Source organism: Williamsia muralis NBRC 105860 (assembly GCF_001598915.1).
GTDB lineage: Bacteria > Actinomycetota > Actinomycetes > Mycobacteriales > Mycobacteriaceae > Williamsia > Williamsia muralis.
The window spans coordinates 128029-145813 of record NZ_BDAP01000004.1 but is presented as its reverse complement, the minus strand read 5'-3'; the positions used below and the strand labels follow the sequence as shown (position 1 = coordinate 145813).

The following is a 17785-nucleotide window of genomic DNA, read 5'->3' as shown; positions in this document are numbered from 1 at the left end:
AGTGACCGAATCCGAGCCTGCCCCGCCGGCTTCATCTCCTCCTGTCGACCCCACCATCAATGACCTCCTGCAGGCGAGTCCGCTGGGTCCCATCCTGGACACCCCGGTCAGTCAGGTGCTCAAAGACCTGGGAATAGCCGGTCTTCCGCAACTTCCGCCTGCTCCACCGATGCCTGGACTGCCGCCGCTGCCGCCGCTTGATCTGGACGTCCTCGTCAAGCCGCTCACCGACCTGCTCGGTGGCTTCGGAACGGGGAACCTCGGCGGTGGGGAATTCGATCCGACCTCGATACTCCAAGGGCTCTCGCAGATCCTCGACCTGTCGATGTCCATGGGTTCGGGGGCGCTCAAGGCGCTCGACCAGGTCTGGACGGGCCAGGCGGCCACTGCCACCGCAGCCAAGAGTGTGCAGGCAAGCGCCGATACGGCCGCTCTGTCCGCCCAGGGAACCACGATGACGGCCGACACCCAGGGTGCCGCGGCGATCGTCGGCACCGGGCTGGCGCTGGTACAGGGCATCATCGCGAAAACTGTTGCCATCATTGCCGCTTCGGCCCCTTTCCTGGTGACTCCTCCGGGACAGGCAGTAGCACTCGGTGCCGCTGCCGATGGTCTCGCCGAGGCCACCGCCGTGGTCGCGGCCACGCGTGCAGAGCTGTTGGCGCCGACGGGGCACATGGTCGTGAACGGACAACCGGTGCCCGTGACCGGGGCACCGATGGCGGGTCCGTCGCCGTTCTCCATCGCCGGCACGGTGCTCGACAGTGTCGGCAAGCCCATGGTCGCGGGCGTCGGGCAGCTCGGCGGGATGGCAGGTCCGGCGGGCTCTCAACTGCTCAGAACCCATGAGGCGCAACTGAAGAAGTCGGCTACCGATCCATCAATGGATCCCGCGAGAACCATGCCTGCCGGCCTTGCGGGTGGCCTGGGCGGCGGCGGTGGTGGCGGAGGCGGCGGTGGCCTGGGTCCAGGAGGCGGCGGGCCCAGTGCGCTGAGCGCCCGTACCACCCCAGGACTGACGAGCGGCGCTGGGCCGGAGGGTGTTCCAGCAACGAACAATCGCCATCAGAGCACGGTGGTTCCGGCTGCGATGGGAAGCCCGATGGCGCCGATGGGTGCAATGGGAGCCGGTCGCGGCGCCGGTGCGTCAGACGACCAGCACGAGACCGCGGACTACCTCGTCACCGAGCTCAACGGGACCCAGATCATCGGGGACATCCCGGACGTCGCGCCCCCTGTGCTGGGAGAAGTGCAGACCGAGGACCGGGAGTCCTCACCTGACGTGCGGTTGCGCCTGGGACCGTCTGGCAGAGACCAGGAGATATGACACCGATGAACAACGGAGAAACGATGACCGGATCACAGTTGAACGTCGACCCCGACGAATTGGTGCGCGCGGCAACAGATCTGGATCGGCTGGCCGATCAGTTGGGCAGTGCTCTCACACAGCACCTGCCGACGCTGTCGGTCGCTCCGGCCGGCCGCGACGAAGTGTCGACCGTCGCCGCACAGACCCTGACGGCAGTGGGGGCCGAGTTCGCGGCAACCACCTCGGCCGGGGTGAATGAACTACGAAAGATCGCGGCCGTGCTGCGGGCTCAGGCCGGCGGCTACCGCGGTGCCGAAGAGAGTATCGAGGAGGCTTTCCGGCTGTGACCGGGTTCACGGGGGTGGTCTGGGAGGCGCGGCCTGCGCAGCGGCTCGCCGCTGATCTCGTCGAAGGCGGCGCCGGGGCGACACCGTCTGCGCAAGCGGCCCTCGCCTGGGGCTGCGTCGCGGGGGTGCTCGCCGACGCGGGATTGGACTACGCGGCAATTCTGACGCGCCTCGGAACCGGTTGGGAGTCTGCGACATCCGACCACGCGTTCGCCAGGCTCGCCGACTTCGCGACCTGGTTCACCGAGGTTTCCGCGGCAGCCGTGGAGAACGCGGGGAAGGCCACGGCTCAGTGCGCCGCCACCACCGTTGCTCATGCCAACATGCCCAATCTGCCTGAGATCGCTGTGACAAAGGGTATTCGGGACACAGCGGCTACCGTGGGTGCCGCCCTGGGCGCGCCGATCGGCGGCGTGGCGGCAGATGCCGAACGCGCTCTGCACGACCAGAAGCAGCGTGCTGCCCGGGTCATGGACACGTACGAGGCCGCGAGTGCACCTCTTGCCGAACCGTGGCTTCCGCCGCGTCTGACGGAGGTCGTCTCGTCCACCGCGCTGGCAGGCGAACAGATGTCACGCCCGCGTGCGCATGTCGCGCCGGTATCGGCGCCCACCTCGACGACATCCCCCGGGCCACTGCTCCTGGGCGGATTCGCGCCGGCCCCTCAGGCTCCACGTGAGAAGACGCGCTTTGCCACAACGGTTCTGGCCGGTACCACAACTCCGTCCGCGGCGGCCGAAGTTGCGGGCCAGCCGACACCGCATCGGTCGACAACTGCGATGACGCCTGCGCCCCCCGTCTCGCCGCTCGCGACGGTCGGCCAGGAGCCGGCACGTGCGGCCCGGTCGCCGCAGGGCGCGGGTATCGACGCAGCGGCCGTCACCCAGGACCCGGCCGGTCGGTTCGGTGACGAATCGGGGCCGACAGCCGAGGTCATCGACGCTCGATACCGCACGGGTGCACTCGATTTGCCGCCGGCGACGTCGGTCCCGGCAGTCCTCGGTGCCCCGGACACAGGACGATGACAACGATGTGGATCAAGGACATCGCACCGGAGTATCACGTGACCCTCACCGATATCGACTATCTCGCAGGCCTTCTCGATATCCAGACGTGGCCAACAGTGCTCGATGTGACGCCGATTCACGACACCGCAGTGGAGCGAGCCGCGGCGCATTCCTCCTCGTCACGAAAGCTGCTGGATGCGGGGATCATGAGCAGAGATGGCTGTTCGACAGCCGGCGTGACCGAGCCGTTGGCGGACGCGCTGGCCGTCCTTGCCAACCCCGAGGCCGTTGTGGAACTCCGGCGATACGGCGTCGAGATGTCGCCGCGTATGTGTCTGGCCCGGAGCGGCGGCAGACATGTTGTGGCACATCGACGGTCGGACGGACTCACCATCCGGATGCTCGGGACGGTCGACGCGAGCGAGGTCGGGCCGCTGATCGCCGCTGAATTCGGGCCGATGTCGGCGGCGGACGTGCAGTCGATCAGCGCGCCCGCGGCCGAACTCCGCGAACGACTCGATCGCGCGGCCACGGCGGCCGACTATGCGGATGCGCTCTACGCCGTCGGTGCGACGCACGCTGACGCAGCCAGGTACGCGGCGGCATTCGAATCGTGTGTCGGCCATGCCGAGATCATCGCGCGGGAGGCAGGCCCGGGCAGAAATCTACGAACGTCAGGCGCGGTCGCGGTGTACGACACCGCCCGTGGCCGAATCGTGGCGAGTCCGACCATGTCGCCCGATGGCCGGATCTGGACGACGCTGTCCGCGGGCACACCGCACCGCATCGCGCAGGCAACCGACCTGTTGATGGAGACGTTGCCGACCGGCAGATGGATGCCGTGATCGGGGGGAATCGAGAGGGGGAGCAGATCCCGGCCGTCGAGGCTGATCGACGAACGGGAGTCAGTCGCTGTACACGCGGAGGTCATCTGATTCCGCGGCAATCACACACAAAAGGGGAAGCATCATGAGCACCGGAACCAACGGTCTCGATCTCGACGTCGCGGCCGGGTTGGCCTCGACGAAATCGGTGGGGGACATCGTCGACGACATGGGCACCGTCCTGGCCCGCATCACCGCAGACGCCGAAGAGGCGCTTGCACTGTGGAAAGGCAACGCGAGTGGGGCCTTCCAAGGCGCGGTGACCGCCTGGAAGGACGAGGCGACACAGTTGCAGACAGCTCTCGACACCCTCAAGACGTCGCTGTCGACCGGCTTCAACGGCTACGACGCCGACGACCAGGACAACGCCGGCATCTTCAACAACGTCGCCGGATCCGGACCCGCGCTCAAGCTCTGAGCGCTCCCACTTCCACCGAGTCAGAAAGCAGACCAACCATGAGCATCATCCAGTACAACTACCCGCGGATGGAAGAGCTGGCGTCTCAGCTCAACAGCAACTTCAACCAGCTCGAACACCTCGCCACCACCTTGAAGTCCGAGGTGTCCCGGCTGCACGAGAACTGGCAGTCACAGCAGGCATCGCAGGCCTATGGCGCCGCGCAGCAGTCGTGGGACACCAGCTTCACCGACTCCCGCGCGCTGCTCACCGCGCTGTCGTCGAAGGTCACCGAGGCATCGAGCAACATGCAGGCCGCCGACCAGCGGACGGCCGGCTACTTCAGCTGATCGTCCGACCACCTCGAACAACCCGAAACCCGCCGCCCACCTGAGTCGGCGGGTTTCGGCGTCTGGCAGGTGGGTTGAGAGGTGCGGCGATCCGTACCGCTGCCGACCAAACCACACCGATCGACCGGGTGCCTCAGAGCCACCAATTTCGTTGCCGTAAGAATCTTCGTGTGCATCGCGGCGGATTGGGCAATCTACGCCGGTTGCGTCCGATAGTTTGCAGACAGGCTGCACGCTGGGGCACGCCGCGTTCGAGTGAGGGAGTTCCTGCATGGGTAATCCGCTGACACGGACAAAGTCCGTAGAGCAATCGATGGCTGACACCGAAGAACCCGGTTCGCAGCTGAAGAAGAGTTTGACCTGGTGGGACCTCACGGTCTTCGGTGTATCGGTCGTCATCGGTGCCGGCATCTTCACGATCACCGCGTCCACCGCGGGTAACAAGGCCGGACCGGCGATCTCGCTGTCATTTGTGATGGCCGCAGTGGCGTGCGCATTGGCAGCCCTGTGTTACGCCGAGTTCGCTTCCACGGTTCCGGTGGCCGGGTCTGCCTACACCTTCGGGTATGCCACCTTCGGCGAGTTCCTGGCCTGGATCCTCGGCTGGGACCTCATCCTCGAGTTCGCGGTCGGCGCCGCGGTGGTGTCGAAGGGGTGGTCGAGCTATCTCGGCACGGTCTTCGGATTCGCGGGTGGCACAACGGAAATAGCGGGGCACACCGTCGACTGGGGTGCGTTGGTGATCGTCTCGGTGATCACCGTCCTGCTGGTGCTCGGCACCAAACTGTCGTCGACGTTCAGCGCAGTGATCACGGCCATCAAGGTGACGGTTGTGCTGCTGGTCATCGTGGTGGGCTTCTTCTACATCAAGGCCGACAACTACAAGCCGTTCATCCCGGAGTCGCAGCCATCGGAATCGGGTGGCAAGTCCGTTGACTCCACGCTCTTTTCGTTGATCACCGGTGGTGGCGACTCGAGCTACGGCTGGTACGGCGTGTTGGCGGCGGCATCGATCGTGTTCTTCGCGTTCATCGGATTCGACGTGGTGGCAACAACTGCCGAGGAGACCAAGAATCCCAAGAAGGACGTTCCGCGAGGCATCCTCGGTTCCCTGGCCATCGTGACGGTGCTGTACATCCTGGTCACGATCGTGGTGACCGGCATGTTGAGCTACAAGGAACTGGCGACATCGGCGGGCAACGGCGAACCGAAGAACCTGGCGTACGCGTTCGGACAGAACGGCGTCACCTGGGCAGAGAAGGCGATCTCGATCGGTGCCCTGGCCGGACTGACAACCGTTGTGATGGTCCTGATGCTGGGTCAGTCCCGGGTGTTGTTCGCGATGGCCCGAGACGGACTCCTGCCGCGCTCGTTGTCGAAGACGAGCAAGTTCGGCACACCCGCCCGAATCCAGATCATCGTGGGCGTCGCAGTCGCGGTTGTCGCGGCGTTCTTCCCGATCGAGAAGCTCGAGGAGATGGTCAACGTCGGCACGCTGTTCGCCTTCGTTGTGGTCGCGGCCGGAGTCATCGTTCTCCGACGCACCCGCCCGGATCTGCCTCGCGGCTTCAAGGTGCCGTTGATGCCGTTCCTGCCGATAGCGGCAATCGTGGCCTGCCTCTGGTTGATGCTGAACCTGTCGGCGCTGACGTGGATCCGGTTCCTGATCTGGATGGTCATCGGCGTAGCGGTCTACTTCCTCTACAGCCAGCGTCATTCCATGGTGGGCAAGCGTCAGCGTGGCGAGATAGACGACGCTGTCGGCGACGCGGCGTTGGCCGCGGAAGCGAAGAGAGCGGGACCGAATCGGCCGTAACGGCTGACTCACACAGAGCCCCGGTCGAGAGTGCGACTCTCGACCGGGGCTCTTTTGTGAACTGGGGCACTTTACAAATAACCTTGTATGTATAGACAACAGACGTGACACTGGCTATTGTCAAACTCATCACGCGTTCTACTCGACGAGGAGGTAGTTGATGAGCACCGATCTCACGGCACAAGGTGGCCAGGGGGTGTCGCCGTCTCTCGAGTGGCGAGACCGCAAGCGGTACCTGTGGTTGCTCGGCCTGATCCCCCCGACGGCACTGTTTCTCGCGGCCGGTCTGATCGCCGGCTTCAACGCACTCGGATGGAGCGCGGTGTCACCGGTGTGGTGGTGGATCGGACCCCTGCTCGTCTACGGTCTGCTACCCGTCCTCGACATCTTCTTCGGACCGGACGGTCAGAACCCTCCCGGAGAGCTGATGGAGCAACTGGAGAACGACAAGTACTACCGGTATTGCACCTACGCCTACATCCCGTTCCAGTTCGCAAGCCTGATCTTTGCCTGCTACCTGTGGACGACCAGCGATCTGAGCTGGCTGGGTGTCGACGGCGGATTGGGGATCATCTCCAAGATCGGTGTGGCGCTGTCGATCGGTGTCATGGGTGGCATCGGCATCAACACCGCTCACGAACTGGGCCACAAGAAGGATTCGCTCGAACGCTGGCTCTCGAAGATCACTCTCGCGCAGACGTTCTACGGTCACTTCTACATCGAGCACAACCGGGGCCATCACGTCCGCGTCGCGACGCCCGAGGATCCGGCCAGCGCCAAGTTCGGTGAGACGTTCTGGGCGTTCCTGCCACGCAGCGTCTGGGGTTCGCTCACCTCGGCGTGGAAGCTCGAACGCACCCGGATGAACCGCCTGGAGCACTCTGTCTGGAACATCCGCAACGACGTGCTCAACGCCTGGCTGATGTCAGTGGTGCTCTGGGGTGCGCTGACGATCATCTTCGGCTGGGAGATATTGCCGTTCATGGTGATCCAGGCGGTGTACGGGTTCAGCCTGCTCGAGACGGTCAACTACCTCGAGCACTACGGACTGATGCGCCAGAAGCTTCCGAGTGGCCGGTACGTACGCGCGGCACCCGAGCACAGCTGGAACTCCGACCACATCTGCACCAACATCTTCCTCTATCACCTGCAGCGTCACAGCGACCACCACGCCAATCCGACCAGGCGTTACCAGGTTCTGCGGAGCTTCGACGACGCCCCGAATCTGCCCAGCGGCTACGCGAGCATGATCACGCTGGCGTACTTCCCTCCGATCTGGCGCAAGGTGATGGACCACAGAGTGATCGACCACTACGACGGAGACCTCACCAAGCTCAACGTCGTACCCGGCAAACGGGAGAAGGTGCTCGCCCGAGCGGCTGGGAGCAAGCAGCGATGAGCGCGTACCGATGCCCGGTCTGCGACTACGTCTACGACGAGTCGGCCGGGGCGCCGCGCGAGGGTTTCCGGCCGGGCACAGCGTGGAACGACGTGCCGGACGACTGGCCGTGCCCCGATTGCGGGGTCCGCGAGAAGGTCGACTTCGAACCAGCTCCTGGGCGCTGACCGCAACGGCCGAATATCACCGATGACATCGCCTCAAACACATCACCACCAAGGACATCACCATGAACTACAAGCTGTACGTCTGTATGCAATGCGGGTTCGAGTACGACGAGGAAAAGGGTTGGCCCGAAGACGGAATCGCGCCGGGAACCCGCTGGGACGACATCCCGGATGACTGGAGTTGCCCGGACTGCGGTGCCGCCAAGGCCGATTTCTACATGGAGGAAGTAACCCGGTCTTGACCGCCGATGCGGTGGTGCCGTTGCGGCCCGGTGTCGCGGTGCGCGCGGGCACGCGCACACGGGCCGACGGGCGCACTGCCGCCGACCGATATCCTGACCGCATGTCTGAACCCCCTGTCGAGCCGGCGTCGGCACGCCACGCACCACGGGGCAAAGCATCAACGGACGTCGGTTCGGTCCCGGCGCCGCAGACCCCCTTCGCGCAGGCGAGCAAGAAGCTGTTGCGGGACAGCCTCCTCGACGGGATGCGTGATCTCCTGCGTACCCGCGACTGGTCGGCTGTCACGATGGCCGATGTTGCGGCGGCCTCCGGGGTCAGCAGGCAGACCGTCTACAACGAGTTCCGTTCGCGACAGGGCCTTGCCTCGGCGTACGCGCTGCGGTTGGCCGACGAACTCGTGGACCTGGTGTCGGCCGCGATCCTGGCGCACGAGGGGCAGGCGAAAGTCGCCTTGGCCGAGGGGTTCTCGGACTTCTTCGCGACTGCGGCCGACGACCCACTCATCCAGTCGCTGCTCACCGGGCAGGCGAAACCGGATCTGCTCCGGCTGATCACCACCGATGCTGGGCCGTTGATCACGCAGGCCAGCGCCAGGGTGGTGGTGTTGTTGCAGACGAGCTGGGTCCAGGCGGACGAGACGGCTGCGGTCAGGATCGCCCGTGCCATCGTCCGGATGGCGCTGAGCTATGTGTCGATGCCTCCCGAGGCCGACCGCGACGTCGCAGACGATCTGGCCGAGATCTTTGGGCCGGTGGTGGATGCCGCAGCCGGGGGCCGAGTCGGTTCATCCACCCGTTAGCCTGGTACCCATCATCCAAGTTGGACTTGAGGAGTGGTTAATGACATCGGTCCAGACCGGTTCGCTCACGGCGGACAACCGCAACGGTATCGACTTCAAGGTCGCCGACCTTTCGCTTGCAGAATACGGGCGTAAAGAGATCGGCCTGGCCGAACACGAGATGCCGGGCTTGATGGCACTCCGACGCGAATATGCAGATGTGTTGCCGCTCAAGGGAGCTCGGATCTCCGGGTCTCTCCACATGACCGTGCAGACCGCTGTGCTGATCGAAACCCTGGTGGCTCTCGGCGCTGAAGTGCGCTGGGCCTCCTGCAACATCTTCTCCACCCAGGACGAGGCCGCCGCGGCCATCGTCGTCGGACCTCACGGCACCGTGGACGAGCCCAAGGGCGTCCCCGTGTTCGCGTGGAAGGGCGAGAGCCTCGAGGAGTACTGGTGGGCTGCCGAGCAGATGCTCACCTGGCCCGGCGAACCGGCCAACATGATCCTCGACGATGGCGGCGACGCCACCATGCTGGTGCTGCGTGGCGCTCAGTTCGAGAAGGCCGGGACCGTGCCACCCACCGACGACGACACCGATTCGGCTGAATACAAGGTGTTCCTGGCGCTGCTGCGCGAGCGGTTCGAAACCGACAAGGGCAAGTGGTCGGCGATCGCGGAGTCGGTTCAGGGCGTCACCGAAGAGACCACCACCGGTGTGTTGCGCCTGTACCAGTTCGCCGCTGCCGGTGAGCTGACCTTCCCCGCCATCAACGTCAACGACTCGGTCACCAAGAGCAAGTTCGACAACAAGTACGGCACCCGCCACTCGTTGATCGACGGCATCAACCGCGGCACCGATGTCCTGATCGGTGGCAAGAAGGTGCTGATCTGCGGCTACGGCGACGTGGGCAAGGGCTGCGCCGAGTCCCTCGCAGGCCAGGGGGCTCGCGTGCAGGTCACCGAGATCGACCCGATCAATGCCCTGCAGGCGTTGATGGACGGATACGACGTCGTCACGGTCGAGGACGCGATCGGCTCCGCCGACATCATCATCACCTCCACCGGCAACCTCGGCATCATCACCTTTGAGCACATGAGGCAGATGAAGCACCACGCCATCCTCGGCAACATCGGTCACTTCGACAACGAGATCGACATGGCCGGCCTGGAAGCGTCGAAGGACATGACCCGGATCAACATCAAGCCTCAGGTCGACCAGTGGATCTTCCCCGACGGCAAGGCAATCATCGTCCTGTCCGAGGGCCGTCTGCTCAACCTGGGCAATGCCACCGGCCATCCGTCGTTCGTGATGAGCAACAGCTTCTCGAACCAGGTCATCGCCCAGATCGAACTGTGGACCAAGAACGACGAGTACGACAACGAGGTCTACCGGCTGCCGAAGGCCCTCGATGAGAAGGTCGCGAAGATTCACGTCGAAGCGCTCGGCGGCAAGCTCACCAAGCTCACCAAAGAGCAGGCCGAGTACATCAATGTCGACGTCGAAGGGCCGTACAAGCCCGAGCACTACCGGTACTGATTTACATCTGAACAGGTAACGACCACCACCGAAATGGTGGGTCCAGGGGCATCACTCAGTGATCGCCTCGGGGCCCACCATTTTTGTTGTCGGGGCCTGTGATGGCGATCAGCCGGTGATGATCCCGCCGCCTTCTGGTTCGTCGGCGGTGGAACGCTCGGACAGGCTGGGGCAGAAGCGCCACTGATCCTCTTCGTTGCGGAATGCCCAATGCACCTCGCCTGTCTCGGACTCGATCGTCATCACGCCGTCGATCTTGCCGACGATGCCGCTGACCGTGACGTCCTGGATGTCGATGCGGGCGGTGATCGACCCGTTGCGGTCGAAGAGTTGCTGATACCCGGCCACGGACTCGGTTCGTGAGTCCGCGGCGCAGGCCATGTCGTGCAGCCCGATCGCGTCCTGGTCGTTGATGAGCTGAACACGCTTTTCCGCAGCGGCCTGGACGGCATTTTCCTCGGCCGTACCGTCCAGTCGGCCGGTTGTGGTGACCGGGCCCTGGGTGGATGAGGACGGTGCTGCGAACGGGTCGCTGTCGTTGCCGCCGTTGAACGAGAGGACGGCGGCCAACCCCACGGCGAGCACGACCACCACGCCGATGACTCCGGCGACGATCAGTCCGCTGTGTGAACCTCGTGGAGGCGGGGGTGGAGGCGATCCCCATGGAGCCGGCTGCCCGAAAGGCTGGGCCGGCGGTGGGGACGGGTTCCATTGACCGGAGGGTGCGGGCCCCCACTGGCCCCGCCCCGGTGCCTGCCATGGACCGTTCTGTCCTGGTCCGTTGCCGGCACCATGCCGGCCGCTCGGTGGGCCGGGCTGTTGTGAGCCGCCTTGACCGGGATGCTGCTGACCGTGTGTGCCAGCCCGTCCGTACGGCTCCGACGGACCTGGGTCACGCCAGGGCGACGAGCCCGGTGGTGGGTGGGTCAAGGAGTCCTTCCCGAGGACCGCTCAGATTTCTCGGGTCGAGCAGATCAGCCAGTCCCCGGAGCGGTTCTCCATGTCGAAGGTATAGCGATTGGTGTCGAGGTCGGATTGGTTGTCCGGGTCGACGAAGGTCAGCGACACGGTTGCCTGCGCGCTGTCCCCTGTGACATCGATACCGGTGACCGAGTTCAGCTTCATTCCGACGGTGGCGGTGTCCTTGGCCTGGATGTCCTCGATCGTCGCCTCCTCGGCGCCACAGGTGACCGCGATCGCCGCGTCCCAGTCGCGTGCGGTGAACGCCGTCGTGTACTCGCGCACGGCCGTCTCGATCTGCTCCTCGGCGTCGGCGGTCGACGTCTGCGAACTGTCGGTGGTGTCCGACGATCCGGTGGTCTCCGAGGTCTCCGTCGAACTCGTCGGCGAGGCTTTCGGGTCGTCGTCGTCGCCGCCGAGAACCAGGAACAGCACAACCCCCAGGGCGATGACCACGGCCGCCGCGATCCCGATCCCGATGATCCAGGGCGTCTTCGACGGCTTCGGCCCGGAGGGAGGGCCGTATCCCGGGCCGCCGGGGCCGCCTCCCGGTGGCGGCGGGGTGGCGCCGTACGGCTGCTGGTAGCCGCCGTACTGGCCGGAGTTGTACTCACCCGGGCGGTACTCGCTTGTAGGTTCGTACTGCGGTTGTCCGCCGCCGCCGGGCGACGAGGGTTGTCCCCAGCCGGGCTGTTGTCCGGCCTGACCGCCCCAGGTGGGTTCGCCGGGCTGGCCCCAATTCGGCTGCTGCCCCGGTTGCCCGCCCCAGGTGGGTTCACCCGGGCCGGAACCCCAACGAGGGTCGCCCTGGTTGTCGCCCGAGCCGTAGGGGCCTTGCGGTGGTTGCGTCATCGGGGCCTCCGGGCGAGTTCGGGAGCGGCTGGGGTGTCAGCTCGGTGTGTGGTGAATAGCGTTTGCGCAGCGGCGGTTTGCTGTGTTCGAACATTACTGGGGATACCGGCGCCCACCAACAGTGGAGTCGACCACACGCCGGGTCGTTGCCGACATGTGATGGTGGTGAGAGGCAGTTTCCGTGAAATCAAAGATAATGGATTGGTGATTCACTATCGCTTGGTTGGCACATCTTCCAGCCGGTTTGTTCGCGACTGAAGTGTGTGAGTTCGGCAGGCCGGGCGGAGATGGCCCCGTTCGTGGGCCCGGCGATCGCCAGCGTCACGTGTGCGGTTGCCATCTGGTTGTCGCCCGATCCGATGAACTGGATGTCGGCTATGCGGGTGACACGGATGAGCGCTCCTCGCTCAGTCGGCCCGAGGGCCTGGACGATCTGGTGGGCCACGACGCCCTGCTGATCGCAGTACGTGAGCGAGAGGGCGGCCGGGTCGCGGCGATTGAGTGCGTCGATCTGCTGGTGGACCAGTTCGCGGATCTGGCTCTCATCGCCGGCCTCGGCCGGTCGCAGAGCGAGGGCGGACCACACCAGCACGATGTTGAGGACCAGGACAACCAGGGCGAGCAGGGCTGCGGTGCGGACGGGTACGTACTGGGTGGGGTGGGGCAGCGTCAGGCTCATGCGCTGACCTCCCTCCACCTGGATCGTCCCGCGCGGGTGCTTCTCGAGGACGACCTAGGTCTCTGGTCGAGAGGCTAGTGATGCGACGGTATGCGGCAGCGGACATAACGGCTGTCGTTGCAGTGTCTTGACCGAGTTGTGATCGCTGGTCGGCACTTGGCTATCGCGCAACCCGGGGAGGTCGTCGCTAGATGGCGATCAATCGGTCCGCGAGCTCGGGATCTGCCTCGGTGCCGAGGCGCGACCACGGCGACATCCAGCCCATCTCGGCGAGTGCGCGGTAGACGAGTCCGGTGCGTTCCTGGAGCTCGTGGTCGCGCTCGTAGTGGTCGCGCAGGCGTGAGGCGTCCAGCTCGGCGCGGGACTTGGCCCTGCCGATAGCGACGTCGGTCGGAACGTCGAGCAGCAGATGATGATCGGGTACCGGCAGTCCGAACCTGCTGAACTCCAGGGTCGTGACCCACTGCACCACTTCGCCATCGGCGTCCTGCCCCAAACGGGCTGCGCTGTAGGCGGCGTTCGACGCCACGTAGCGGTCGAGGATCACGGCGTCGTTGGCAGCCAACAACTTTCGCAGATACTCCGCGGCGTCGCGGCGATCGAGCGCGAACAGGATCGCCATGGCGTGCACGCTCGAACGCAGATCGCCGTGCTCTCCGTGCAGTGCCTCGGCGGCGATGTCCGCGGTGACGGACTCGCTGTACCTCGGGAACGTCAACGTCTGCACCCGATAACCCTGTGTGGCCCAACGGTTGACGAGTCCGGTGACCAACGTGTGTTTGCCGGCGCCGTCGAGACCTTCCACCGCTATCAATACGCCCACTCCTGCAGGGTAGCCGCGTTCGACGGCCAAACGCCGCAGCCCGGTGGGATGGGCCGGTCGGCGCGTCAACCACAAATAAGGGCCATTCGGTGACACGATGAGACGATGAAACCCAGGATTCTGGTTGTCGATGATGATGCGGCATTGGCGGAGATGCTCACCATCGTGCTGCGCGGAGAGGGCTTCGAGCCCTTCGTGGTCGGCGACGGCACTCAGGCGCTGACGGCGGTCCGCGAGATCCGGCCGGATCTGGTGCTGCTGGACCTGATGTTGCCTGGGATGAACGGGATCGACGTGTGCCGCGTGCTCCGGGCGGACTCGGGAGTCCCGATCGTGATGCTGACCGCCAAGTCAGACACCGTCGACGTGGTCCTCGGGCTCGAATCCGGCGCCGACGACTACATGATCAAGCCGTTCAAACCCAAGGAACTGGTCGCCCGGGTGCGTGCCCGCCTACGTCGCACGGAAGACGAACCGGCCGAGTTGCTGTCGATCGGCCCGGTCGAGATCGACGTTCCCGCGCACAAGGTGACGCGTGAGGGCGTGCCCATCTCGCTGACCCCGCTGGAGTTCGATCTCCTGGTGGCGCTCGCTCGCAAACCCCGTCAGGTGTTCACCCGGGACGTGCTGCTCGAACAGGTCTGGGGATACCGGCACCCGGCCGACACTAGGCTGGTCAACGTGCACGTACAGCGCCTGCGGGCCAAGGTCGAACACGATCCGGAAAACCCAGAAGTGGTTCTCACGGTGAGGGGGGTCGGCTACAAGGCCGGACCACCGTGATCGGACGCCCTCGGCGCCGCATCAATGGTTCATTCGGGCCCTGGATGCGTCGGGTGGGCGCGGTCGGAAGGATCGTCGGACAGCTGTGGCGGCGTTCGCTGCAGCTGCGTGTTGTCGTGTCCACGCTCGCTCTGTCTTTTGTGGTGCTCCTCATCCTGGCGTTTGTCCTGACCAGTCAGATCACCGATCGGCTGCTCGACCTCAAGTTGCAGGCCGCCACCGAAGAACTCGACCGCACCCGGGTCGCTGTGGAACGCGACCTCTCCGGCGCCGATCCGAACACCTCACTGGTCAACCGGCTGCGTCAGACCCGGTCGATCCTCACCGACCGCGATGTCGACTCGGGCGATTCATCGGGTGTGGTGGGTACCTTCGACACGGTGTTGCTCGCACCAGGCTCCGGACCCACCGAACCGACAGGCGTCGGGCCGGTGGGGGAGATCCCGGAGAACCTGCGCCAGATGGTGCAGGGCGGCCAGATCGCCTACCGATACTCGTCGGTGACGGGGTCTAGTGGGCACCAGAGTCCCGCGCTCATCATCGGCAGCCCGACGAACTCCGACATCCCCGGCCTCGAGCTGTATCTGGTCTTCCCCCTCACCAATGAGGAGAACACCGTCTCGCTGGTGCGGGGCACGATCTTCACCGGTGGAATCGTTCTGCTCGGGCTCCTCGCGGCCATCGCGATCCTGGTGTCGCGGCAGGTGGTGATCCCGGTCCGATCGGCGTCGAGGATCGCGGTGAGGTTTGCGGACGGACGCCTCAAAGAACGCATGCCGGTGCGCGGCGAGGACGACATGGCCAGGTTGGCGATGTCGTTCAACGACATGGCCGAGAGCCTGTCGAAGCAGATCACCCACCTCGAAGAGTTCGGCGGTCTGCAGCGTCAGTTCACCTCGGATGTCTCCCACGAACTGCGCACACCGTTGACCACCGTGCGGATGGCCGCCGACGTGCTCTACGAGAGTCGCGAACAGCTCGAGCCGGTCCTCAAGCGTTCGGTGGAACTCCTGGACAAAGAGCTCGATCGATTCGAGACGTTGCTCAGCGAATTGCTCGAGATCTCCCGCCACGACGCCGGTGTGGCGGAACTCGCCGCCGACAGGCTGAACATGTCGATCCCGATCGATGCCGCGGTGAGGACGGTGCAGCATCTTGCCGACGAGACGGACACCGAACTGATCCTCGATCTCCCCGACGAACCCGTGATCGCGGAGATCGACCCACGACGAGTGGAACGTATTCTGCGAAATCTGTTGGCCAACGCCATCGACCACGGCGAACAGCGGCCGGTGACGCTGACGATGCGCAGCGACGGTGATGCCGTCGCCGTGACGGTGCGAGATCAGGGGATCGGTCTGCGACCCGGTGAAGAGAAGTTGGTGTTCAACCGATTCTGGCGGTCTGACCCCTCGCGCTTCCGGAGGTCGGGTGGCACCGGCCTCGGATTGGCCATCAGCGTCGAAGATGCGCGACTGCACCAGGGCCGGCTCGAGGCCTGGGGAGAGCCGGGGCAGGGCGCCTGTTTCAGGCTCACGCTTCCGCTGGTCCGTGGACACAAGGTGCTCGGCAGTCCGCTACCGCTCAAGCCGGCGTCGATGCGACGCAGCCGGGATTCGGGGCAGACCCATGTATGAGCGATCGAGGACCCTGCGGACCGGAATCGTACTGGCGGTGATCATCGCGGCCGCGGCCCTGCTGTCGTCGTGCGTGTCGATTCCGAACAACTCCAGTCCGCAGCCGCTGGGGTCGCTCGAACGGCATCAGCCCACCCGCAACGTCCCCACACCGCGCCCGGACATGGACCCCGAGGCCTTGGTCCGCGACTTTCTCAAGGCGTCGGTGCAGCCGGGATCGGGCCATCTCGCGGCACGTCAGTTCCTCACGCAGGAGGCGTCGAACTCCTGGGACGACCAGGGTGGGGCACTGCTGCTCGACGAGATCAACGTGCTCAGTGACAACCGCACCGACGACACCATCACGGTGCGGGTGAACGGCGAGAACACGGGTGAACTACAGCCCAGCGGCCAACTGATCCCGAGCTCGGGACGGATCGAGACCCGATTGTCGCTGCGCAAGGTGGACGGGCAGTGGCGCATAGACGGTCCGCTCCCGGTCGGGGTGGTGATGGACCGCGAACAGTTCGAGTCGTCGTACCGGCCGCACGTGCTCTACTACCCGAGCACCGACGACCAGCACCTGGTGGCCGATCCCCGGTGGATGTACTCCGGCGGCGACCAGCTCGCCGACCAGCTCATCGGGCTGTTGATCGCCGGACCGGTCGACGACCTACGAGGCGCTGTCACCAACGAATTCCCGGCCCGGTCGTCGCTGCACGGCTCGATCGAGTCGCTGCCGACGGGCGGGATCCGACTCGATCTCGCCGGGCTCAACGGTGTGGGTGACGCCGAACGTAATCGGCTTGCGGCACAGATCATCTGGACGCTCAGCGAGTCCGACATCACCGGGCCGTACGTGATCGACGCCGATGGCGCACCGCTCGACGAACGACACTCGGGCGGGTGGCAGACCAGCGATGTGGAGTCGCTCGATCCCAGCCCGGCACCGGACTCACCGATGGGACTGCACATCATCCGCGGCGGATCGTTGTCGCTGGTGGCCGACAATGCGGTCACACCGGTGCCCGGGGCGCTCGGGTCGACGCGCAGTCTGTTGTCAGCCGACATCTCGGCCAACGCCAGGCGGGTGGCGGTGGTGTCGCAGAATACTGCGCCGGGTCCGGCGCCGCGCCTGGCGCTCGCGGTGGGGGACTACGGCGCCGCCGTCACCCCGGTGCTCGAGGGCGAGATGATCACCCGGCCGTCGTTCGCCGGCGACGACCAGACGATGTGGGCAGTTGTCGACGAAACCCGCGTCACGCAGGTGACCCAGGGTGCCGGTGGTGGACAGATCACCGAGACGGAGGTCGACTCGTCGGCCATCAGGGCGGTGGCCCAGGGGCCGATCACCGAACTGCAGGTGTCGCAGGACGGTGCCAGGGCCGCGATGATCGTGAACGGTCAGGTGGTGCTCGCCGTCATCGAGGACCGGGCCGACGGCAGGCCGGTGCTCACGAACGCGCAGGGCGCCGCGGCGCTCAACATCTCGGGGGCGGTGTCGCTCGACTGGTTGAGCAGCGAGATGCTCGTGATCGCGAGGAGTGCTTCCGACGGACCGGTGGTGCAGTTGCGGATCGACGGCACCCCACCTGGGGCGCTGCCGAGCGGCAACCTCAGTCCGCCGGTGACCGCGGTGGTGGCAGGCCAATCGACCATCTACGCCGCGGACAGTCGCGGAGTGCTCAGGCTCGGGAGCACCAACGATGAACCCGACCAGTACTGGAGTGAGGTCACCCCGACGATGGGGTCGGGCGCAATCCCCGTCCTGCCTCACTGAGCCCTGCGGTGGACAACCACCGGGCTGTGGACAACCACAGCGAACAGAGTCGCGC

Annotated in this window: 19 protein-coding genes; 15 read left to right on the top strand and 4 right to left on the bottom strand. The window is 65.5% G+C overall.

The features are described 5' to 3' along the window. The first annotated feature begins 1 nt into the window (after position 1). The 12 genes from WIMU1_RS26200 to ahcY all read left to right on the top strand — a co-directional run bounded on the left by WIMU1_RS26200 (position 2) and on the right by ahcY (position 10237). Entirely contained in the window at positions 2-1327 is a 1326-nt protein-coding gene (locus WIMU1_RS26200; RefSeq protein ID WP_062798829.1) for a hypothetical protein, read from the top strand. A gap of 23 nt (positions 1328-1350) precedes the next feature. Then, positions 1351-1656 carry a PE family protein gene (locus tag WIMU1_RS16315; RefSeq protein WP_031331670.1) on the top strand — a complete coding sequence of 102 codons (306 nt, stop codon included), beginning with the start codon at positions 1351-1353 and terminating at the stop codon, positions 1654-1656. Next, a complete protein-coding gene (locus tag WIMU1_RS16310) occupies positions 1653-2681 on the top strand; it encodes a PPE domain-containing protein (RefSeq protein ID WP_062798827.1) in 1029 nt (342 codons plus the stop codon). Before WIMU1_RS16315 ends, WIMU1_RS16310 begins: the two co-directional genes overlap by 4 nt. Further along, positions 2678-3508 carry an ESX secretion-associated protein EspG gene (locus tag WIMU1_RS16305; RefSeq protein ID WP_084248321.1) on the top strand — a complete coding sequence of 277 codons (831 nt, stop codon included), beginning with the start codon at positions 2678-2680 and terminating at the stop codon, positions 3506-3508. Before WIMU1_RS16310 ends, WIMU1_RS16305 begins: the two co-directional genes overlap by 4 nt. 124 nt (positions 3509-3632) lie before the next feature. Next, positions 3633-3965 carry a WXG100 family type VII secretion target gene (locus tag WIMU1_RS16300; RefSeq protein WP_023955907.1) on the top strand — a complete coding sequence of 111 codons (333 nt, stop codon included), beginning with the start codon at positions 3633-3635 and terminating at the stop codon, positions 3963-3965. 38 nt (positions 3966-4003) lie between these two features. Further along, positions 4004-4294, top strand: coding sequence for a WXG100 family type VII secretion target (locus WIMU1_RS16295; protein WP_023955906.1), 291 nt, complete (start codon positions 4004-4006; stop codon positions 4292-4294). A 271-nt stretch (positions 4295-4565) separates the two neighbouring features. Next, a complete protein-coding gene (locus WIMU1_RS16290; RefSeq protein ID WP_062798823.1) occupies positions 4566-6110 on the top strand; it encodes an APC family permease in 1545 nt (514 codons plus the stop codon). Positions 6111-6270: 160 nt separating this feature from the next. Then, positions 6271-7509, top strand: coding sequence for an alkane 1-monooxygenase (locus WIMU1_RS16285; RefSeq protein WP_062798821.1), 1239 nt, complete (start codon positions 6271-6273; stop codon positions 7507-7509). Continuing rightward, positions 7506-7676, top strand: a complete 171-nt coding sequence (locus WIMU1_RS16280) for a rubredoxin (RefSeq protein WP_023955903.1) — start codon at positions 7506-7508, stop codon at positions 7674-7676. Before WIMU1_RS16285 ends, WIMU1_RS16280 begins: the two co-directional genes overlap by 4 nt. Positions 7677-7738: 62 nt before the next feature. After that, positions 7739-7918 carry a rubredoxin gene (locus tag WIMU1_RS16275; protein WP_030164608.1) on the top strand — a complete coding sequence of 60 codons (180 nt, stop codon included), beginning with the start codon at positions 7739-7741 and terminating at the stop codon, positions 7916-7918. A gap of 101 nt (positions 7919-8019) precedes the next feature. Beyond that, on the top strand, positions 8020-8718 hold the full coding sequence (locus tag WIMU1_RS16270; RefSeq protein ID WP_084248366.1) for a TetR/AcrR family transcriptional regulator: 699 nt from the start codon (positions 8020-8022) through the stop codon (positions 8716-8718). 40 nt (positions 8719-8758) lie between these two features. Beyond that, the gene (gene ahcY, locus WIMU1_RS16265) at positions 8759-10237 is read left to right on the top strand and encodes an adenosylhomocysteinase (RefSeq protein ID WP_023955902.1); all 1479 of its coding nucleotides are present in this window, start codon (positions 8759-8761) and stop codon (positions 10235-10237) included. 108 nt (positions 10238-10345) lie between these two features. Here the strand turns inward: ahcY and WIMU1_RS16260 are convergent, their stop codons facing one another. From WIMU1_RS16260 to WIMU1_RS16245, 4 genes are all read right to left on the bottom strand, one after another. Next, a complete protein-coding gene (locus WIMU1_RS16260; RefSeq protein WP_062798819.1) occupies positions 10346-10831 on the bottom strand; it encodes a hypothetical protein in 486 nt (161 codons plus the stop codon). 357 nt (positions 10832-11188) lie between these two features. Continuing rightward, a complete protein-coding gene (locus WIMU1_RS16255; protein WP_062798817.1) occupies positions 11189-12049 on the bottom strand; it encodes an Rv0361 family membrane protein in 861 nt (286 codons plus the stop codon). Between the two features lie 187 nt (positions 12050-12236). Continuing rightward, positions 12237-12728 carry an Rv0361 family membrane protein gene (locus tag WIMU1_RS16250; protein ID WP_062798814.1) on the bottom strand — a complete coding sequence of 164 codons (492 nt, stop codon included), beginning with the start codon at positions 12726-12728 and terminating at the stop codon, positions 12237-12239. Positions 12729-12915: 187 nt separating this feature from the next. Then, positions 12916-13551, bottom strand: coding sequence for a dTMP kinase (locus WIMU1_RS16245; RefSeq protein ID WP_062798812.1), 636 nt, complete (start codon positions 13549-13551; stop codon positions 12916-12918). Between the two features lie 105 nt (positions 13552-13656). Here WIMU1_RS16245 and mtrA point away from each other — a divergent pair, with 105 nt between their 5' ends. From mtrA to lpqB, 3 genes are read left to right on the top strand one after another with little or no spacing between them, the layout of a single operon-like run. Continuing rightward, entirely contained in the window at positions 13657-14334 is a 678-nt protein-coding gene (gene mtrA / locus WIMU1_RS16240; protein WP_023955897.1) for an MtrAB system response regulator MtrA, read from the top strand. Next, on the top strand, positions 14331-15971 hold the full coding sequence (gene mtrB, locus WIMU1_RS16235) for an MtrAB system histidine kinase MtrB (protein ID WP_062798810.1): 1641 nt from the start codon (positions 14331-14333) through the stop codon (positions 15969-15971). The genes mtrA and mtrB overlap by 4 nt, the downstream gene beginning before the upstream one ends. Next, a complete protein-coding gene (gene lpqB / locus WIMU1_RS16230) occupies positions 15964-17730 on the top strand; it encodes an MtrAB system accessory lipoprotein LpqB (protein ID WP_062798808.1) in 1767 nt (588 codons plus the stop codon). Before mtrB ends, lpqB begins: the two co-directional genes overlap by 8 nt. Positions 17731-17785 lie beyond the last annotated feature (55 nt).

What these genes read in the sequence shown, in the direction of transcription:
- WIMU1_RS16315 (WP_031331670.1), top strand. Translation starts at nt 1,351, where the DNA reads ATGACCGGATCACAGTTGAACGTCGACCCCGACGAATTGGTGCGCGCG.
- WIMU1_RS16305 (WP_084248321.1), top strand. Translation starts at nt 2,678, where the DNA reads ATGACAACGATGTGGATCAAGGACATCGCACCGGAGTATCACGTGACC.
- WIMU1_RS16300 (WP_023955907.1), top strand. Translation starts at nt 3,633, where the DNA reads ATGAGCACCGGAACCAACGGTCTCGATCTCGACGTCGCGGCCGGGTTG.
- WIMU1_RS16295 (WP_023955906.1), top strand. Translation starts at nt 4,004, where the DNA reads ATGAGCATCATCCAGTACAACTACCCGCGGATGGAAGAGCTGGCGTCT.
- WIMU1_RS16290 (WP_062798823.1), top strand. Translation starts at nt 4,566, where the DNA reads ATGGGTAATCCGCTGACACGGACAAAGTCCGTAGAGCAATCGATGGCT.
- WIMU1_RS16285 (WP_062798821.1), top strand. Translation starts at nt 6,271, where the DNA reads ATGAGCACCGATCTCACGGCACAAGGTGGCCAGGGGGTGTCGCCGTCT.
- WIMU1_RS16280 (WP_023955903.1), top strand. Translation starts at nt 7,506, where the DNA reads ATGAGCGCGTACCGATGCCCGGTCTGCGACTACGTCTACGACGAGTCG.
- WIMU1_RS16275 (WP_030164608.1), top strand. Translation starts at nt 7,739, where the DNA reads ATGAACTACAAGCTGTACGTCTGTATGCAATGCGGGTTCGAGTACGAC.
- WIMU1_RS16270 (WP_084248366.1), top strand. Translation starts at nt 8,020, where the DNA reads ATGTCTGAACCCCCTGTCGAGCCGGCGTCGGCACGCCACGCACCACGG.
- ahcY (WP_023955902.1), top strand. Translation starts at nt 8,759, where the DNA reads ATGACATCGGTCCAGACCGGTTCGCTCACGGCGGACAACCGCAACGGT.
- WIMU1_RS16255 (WP_062798817.1), bottom strand. Translation starts at nt 12,049, where the DNA reads ATGACGCAACCACCGCAAGGCCCCTACGGCTCGGGCGACAACCAGGGC.
- WIMU1_RS16250 (WP_062798814.1), bottom strand. Translation starts at nt 12,728, where the DNA reads ATGAGCCTGACGCTGCCCCACCCCACCCAGTACGTACCCGTCCGCACC.
- mtrA (WP_023955897.1), top strand. Translation starts at nt 13,657, where the DNA reads ATGAAACCCAGGATTCTGGTTGTCGATGATGATGCGGCATTGGCGGAG.
- lpqB (WP_062798808.1), top strand. Translation starts at nt 15,964, where the DNA reads ATGTATGAGCGATCGAGGACCCTGCGGACCGGAATCGTACTGGCGGTG.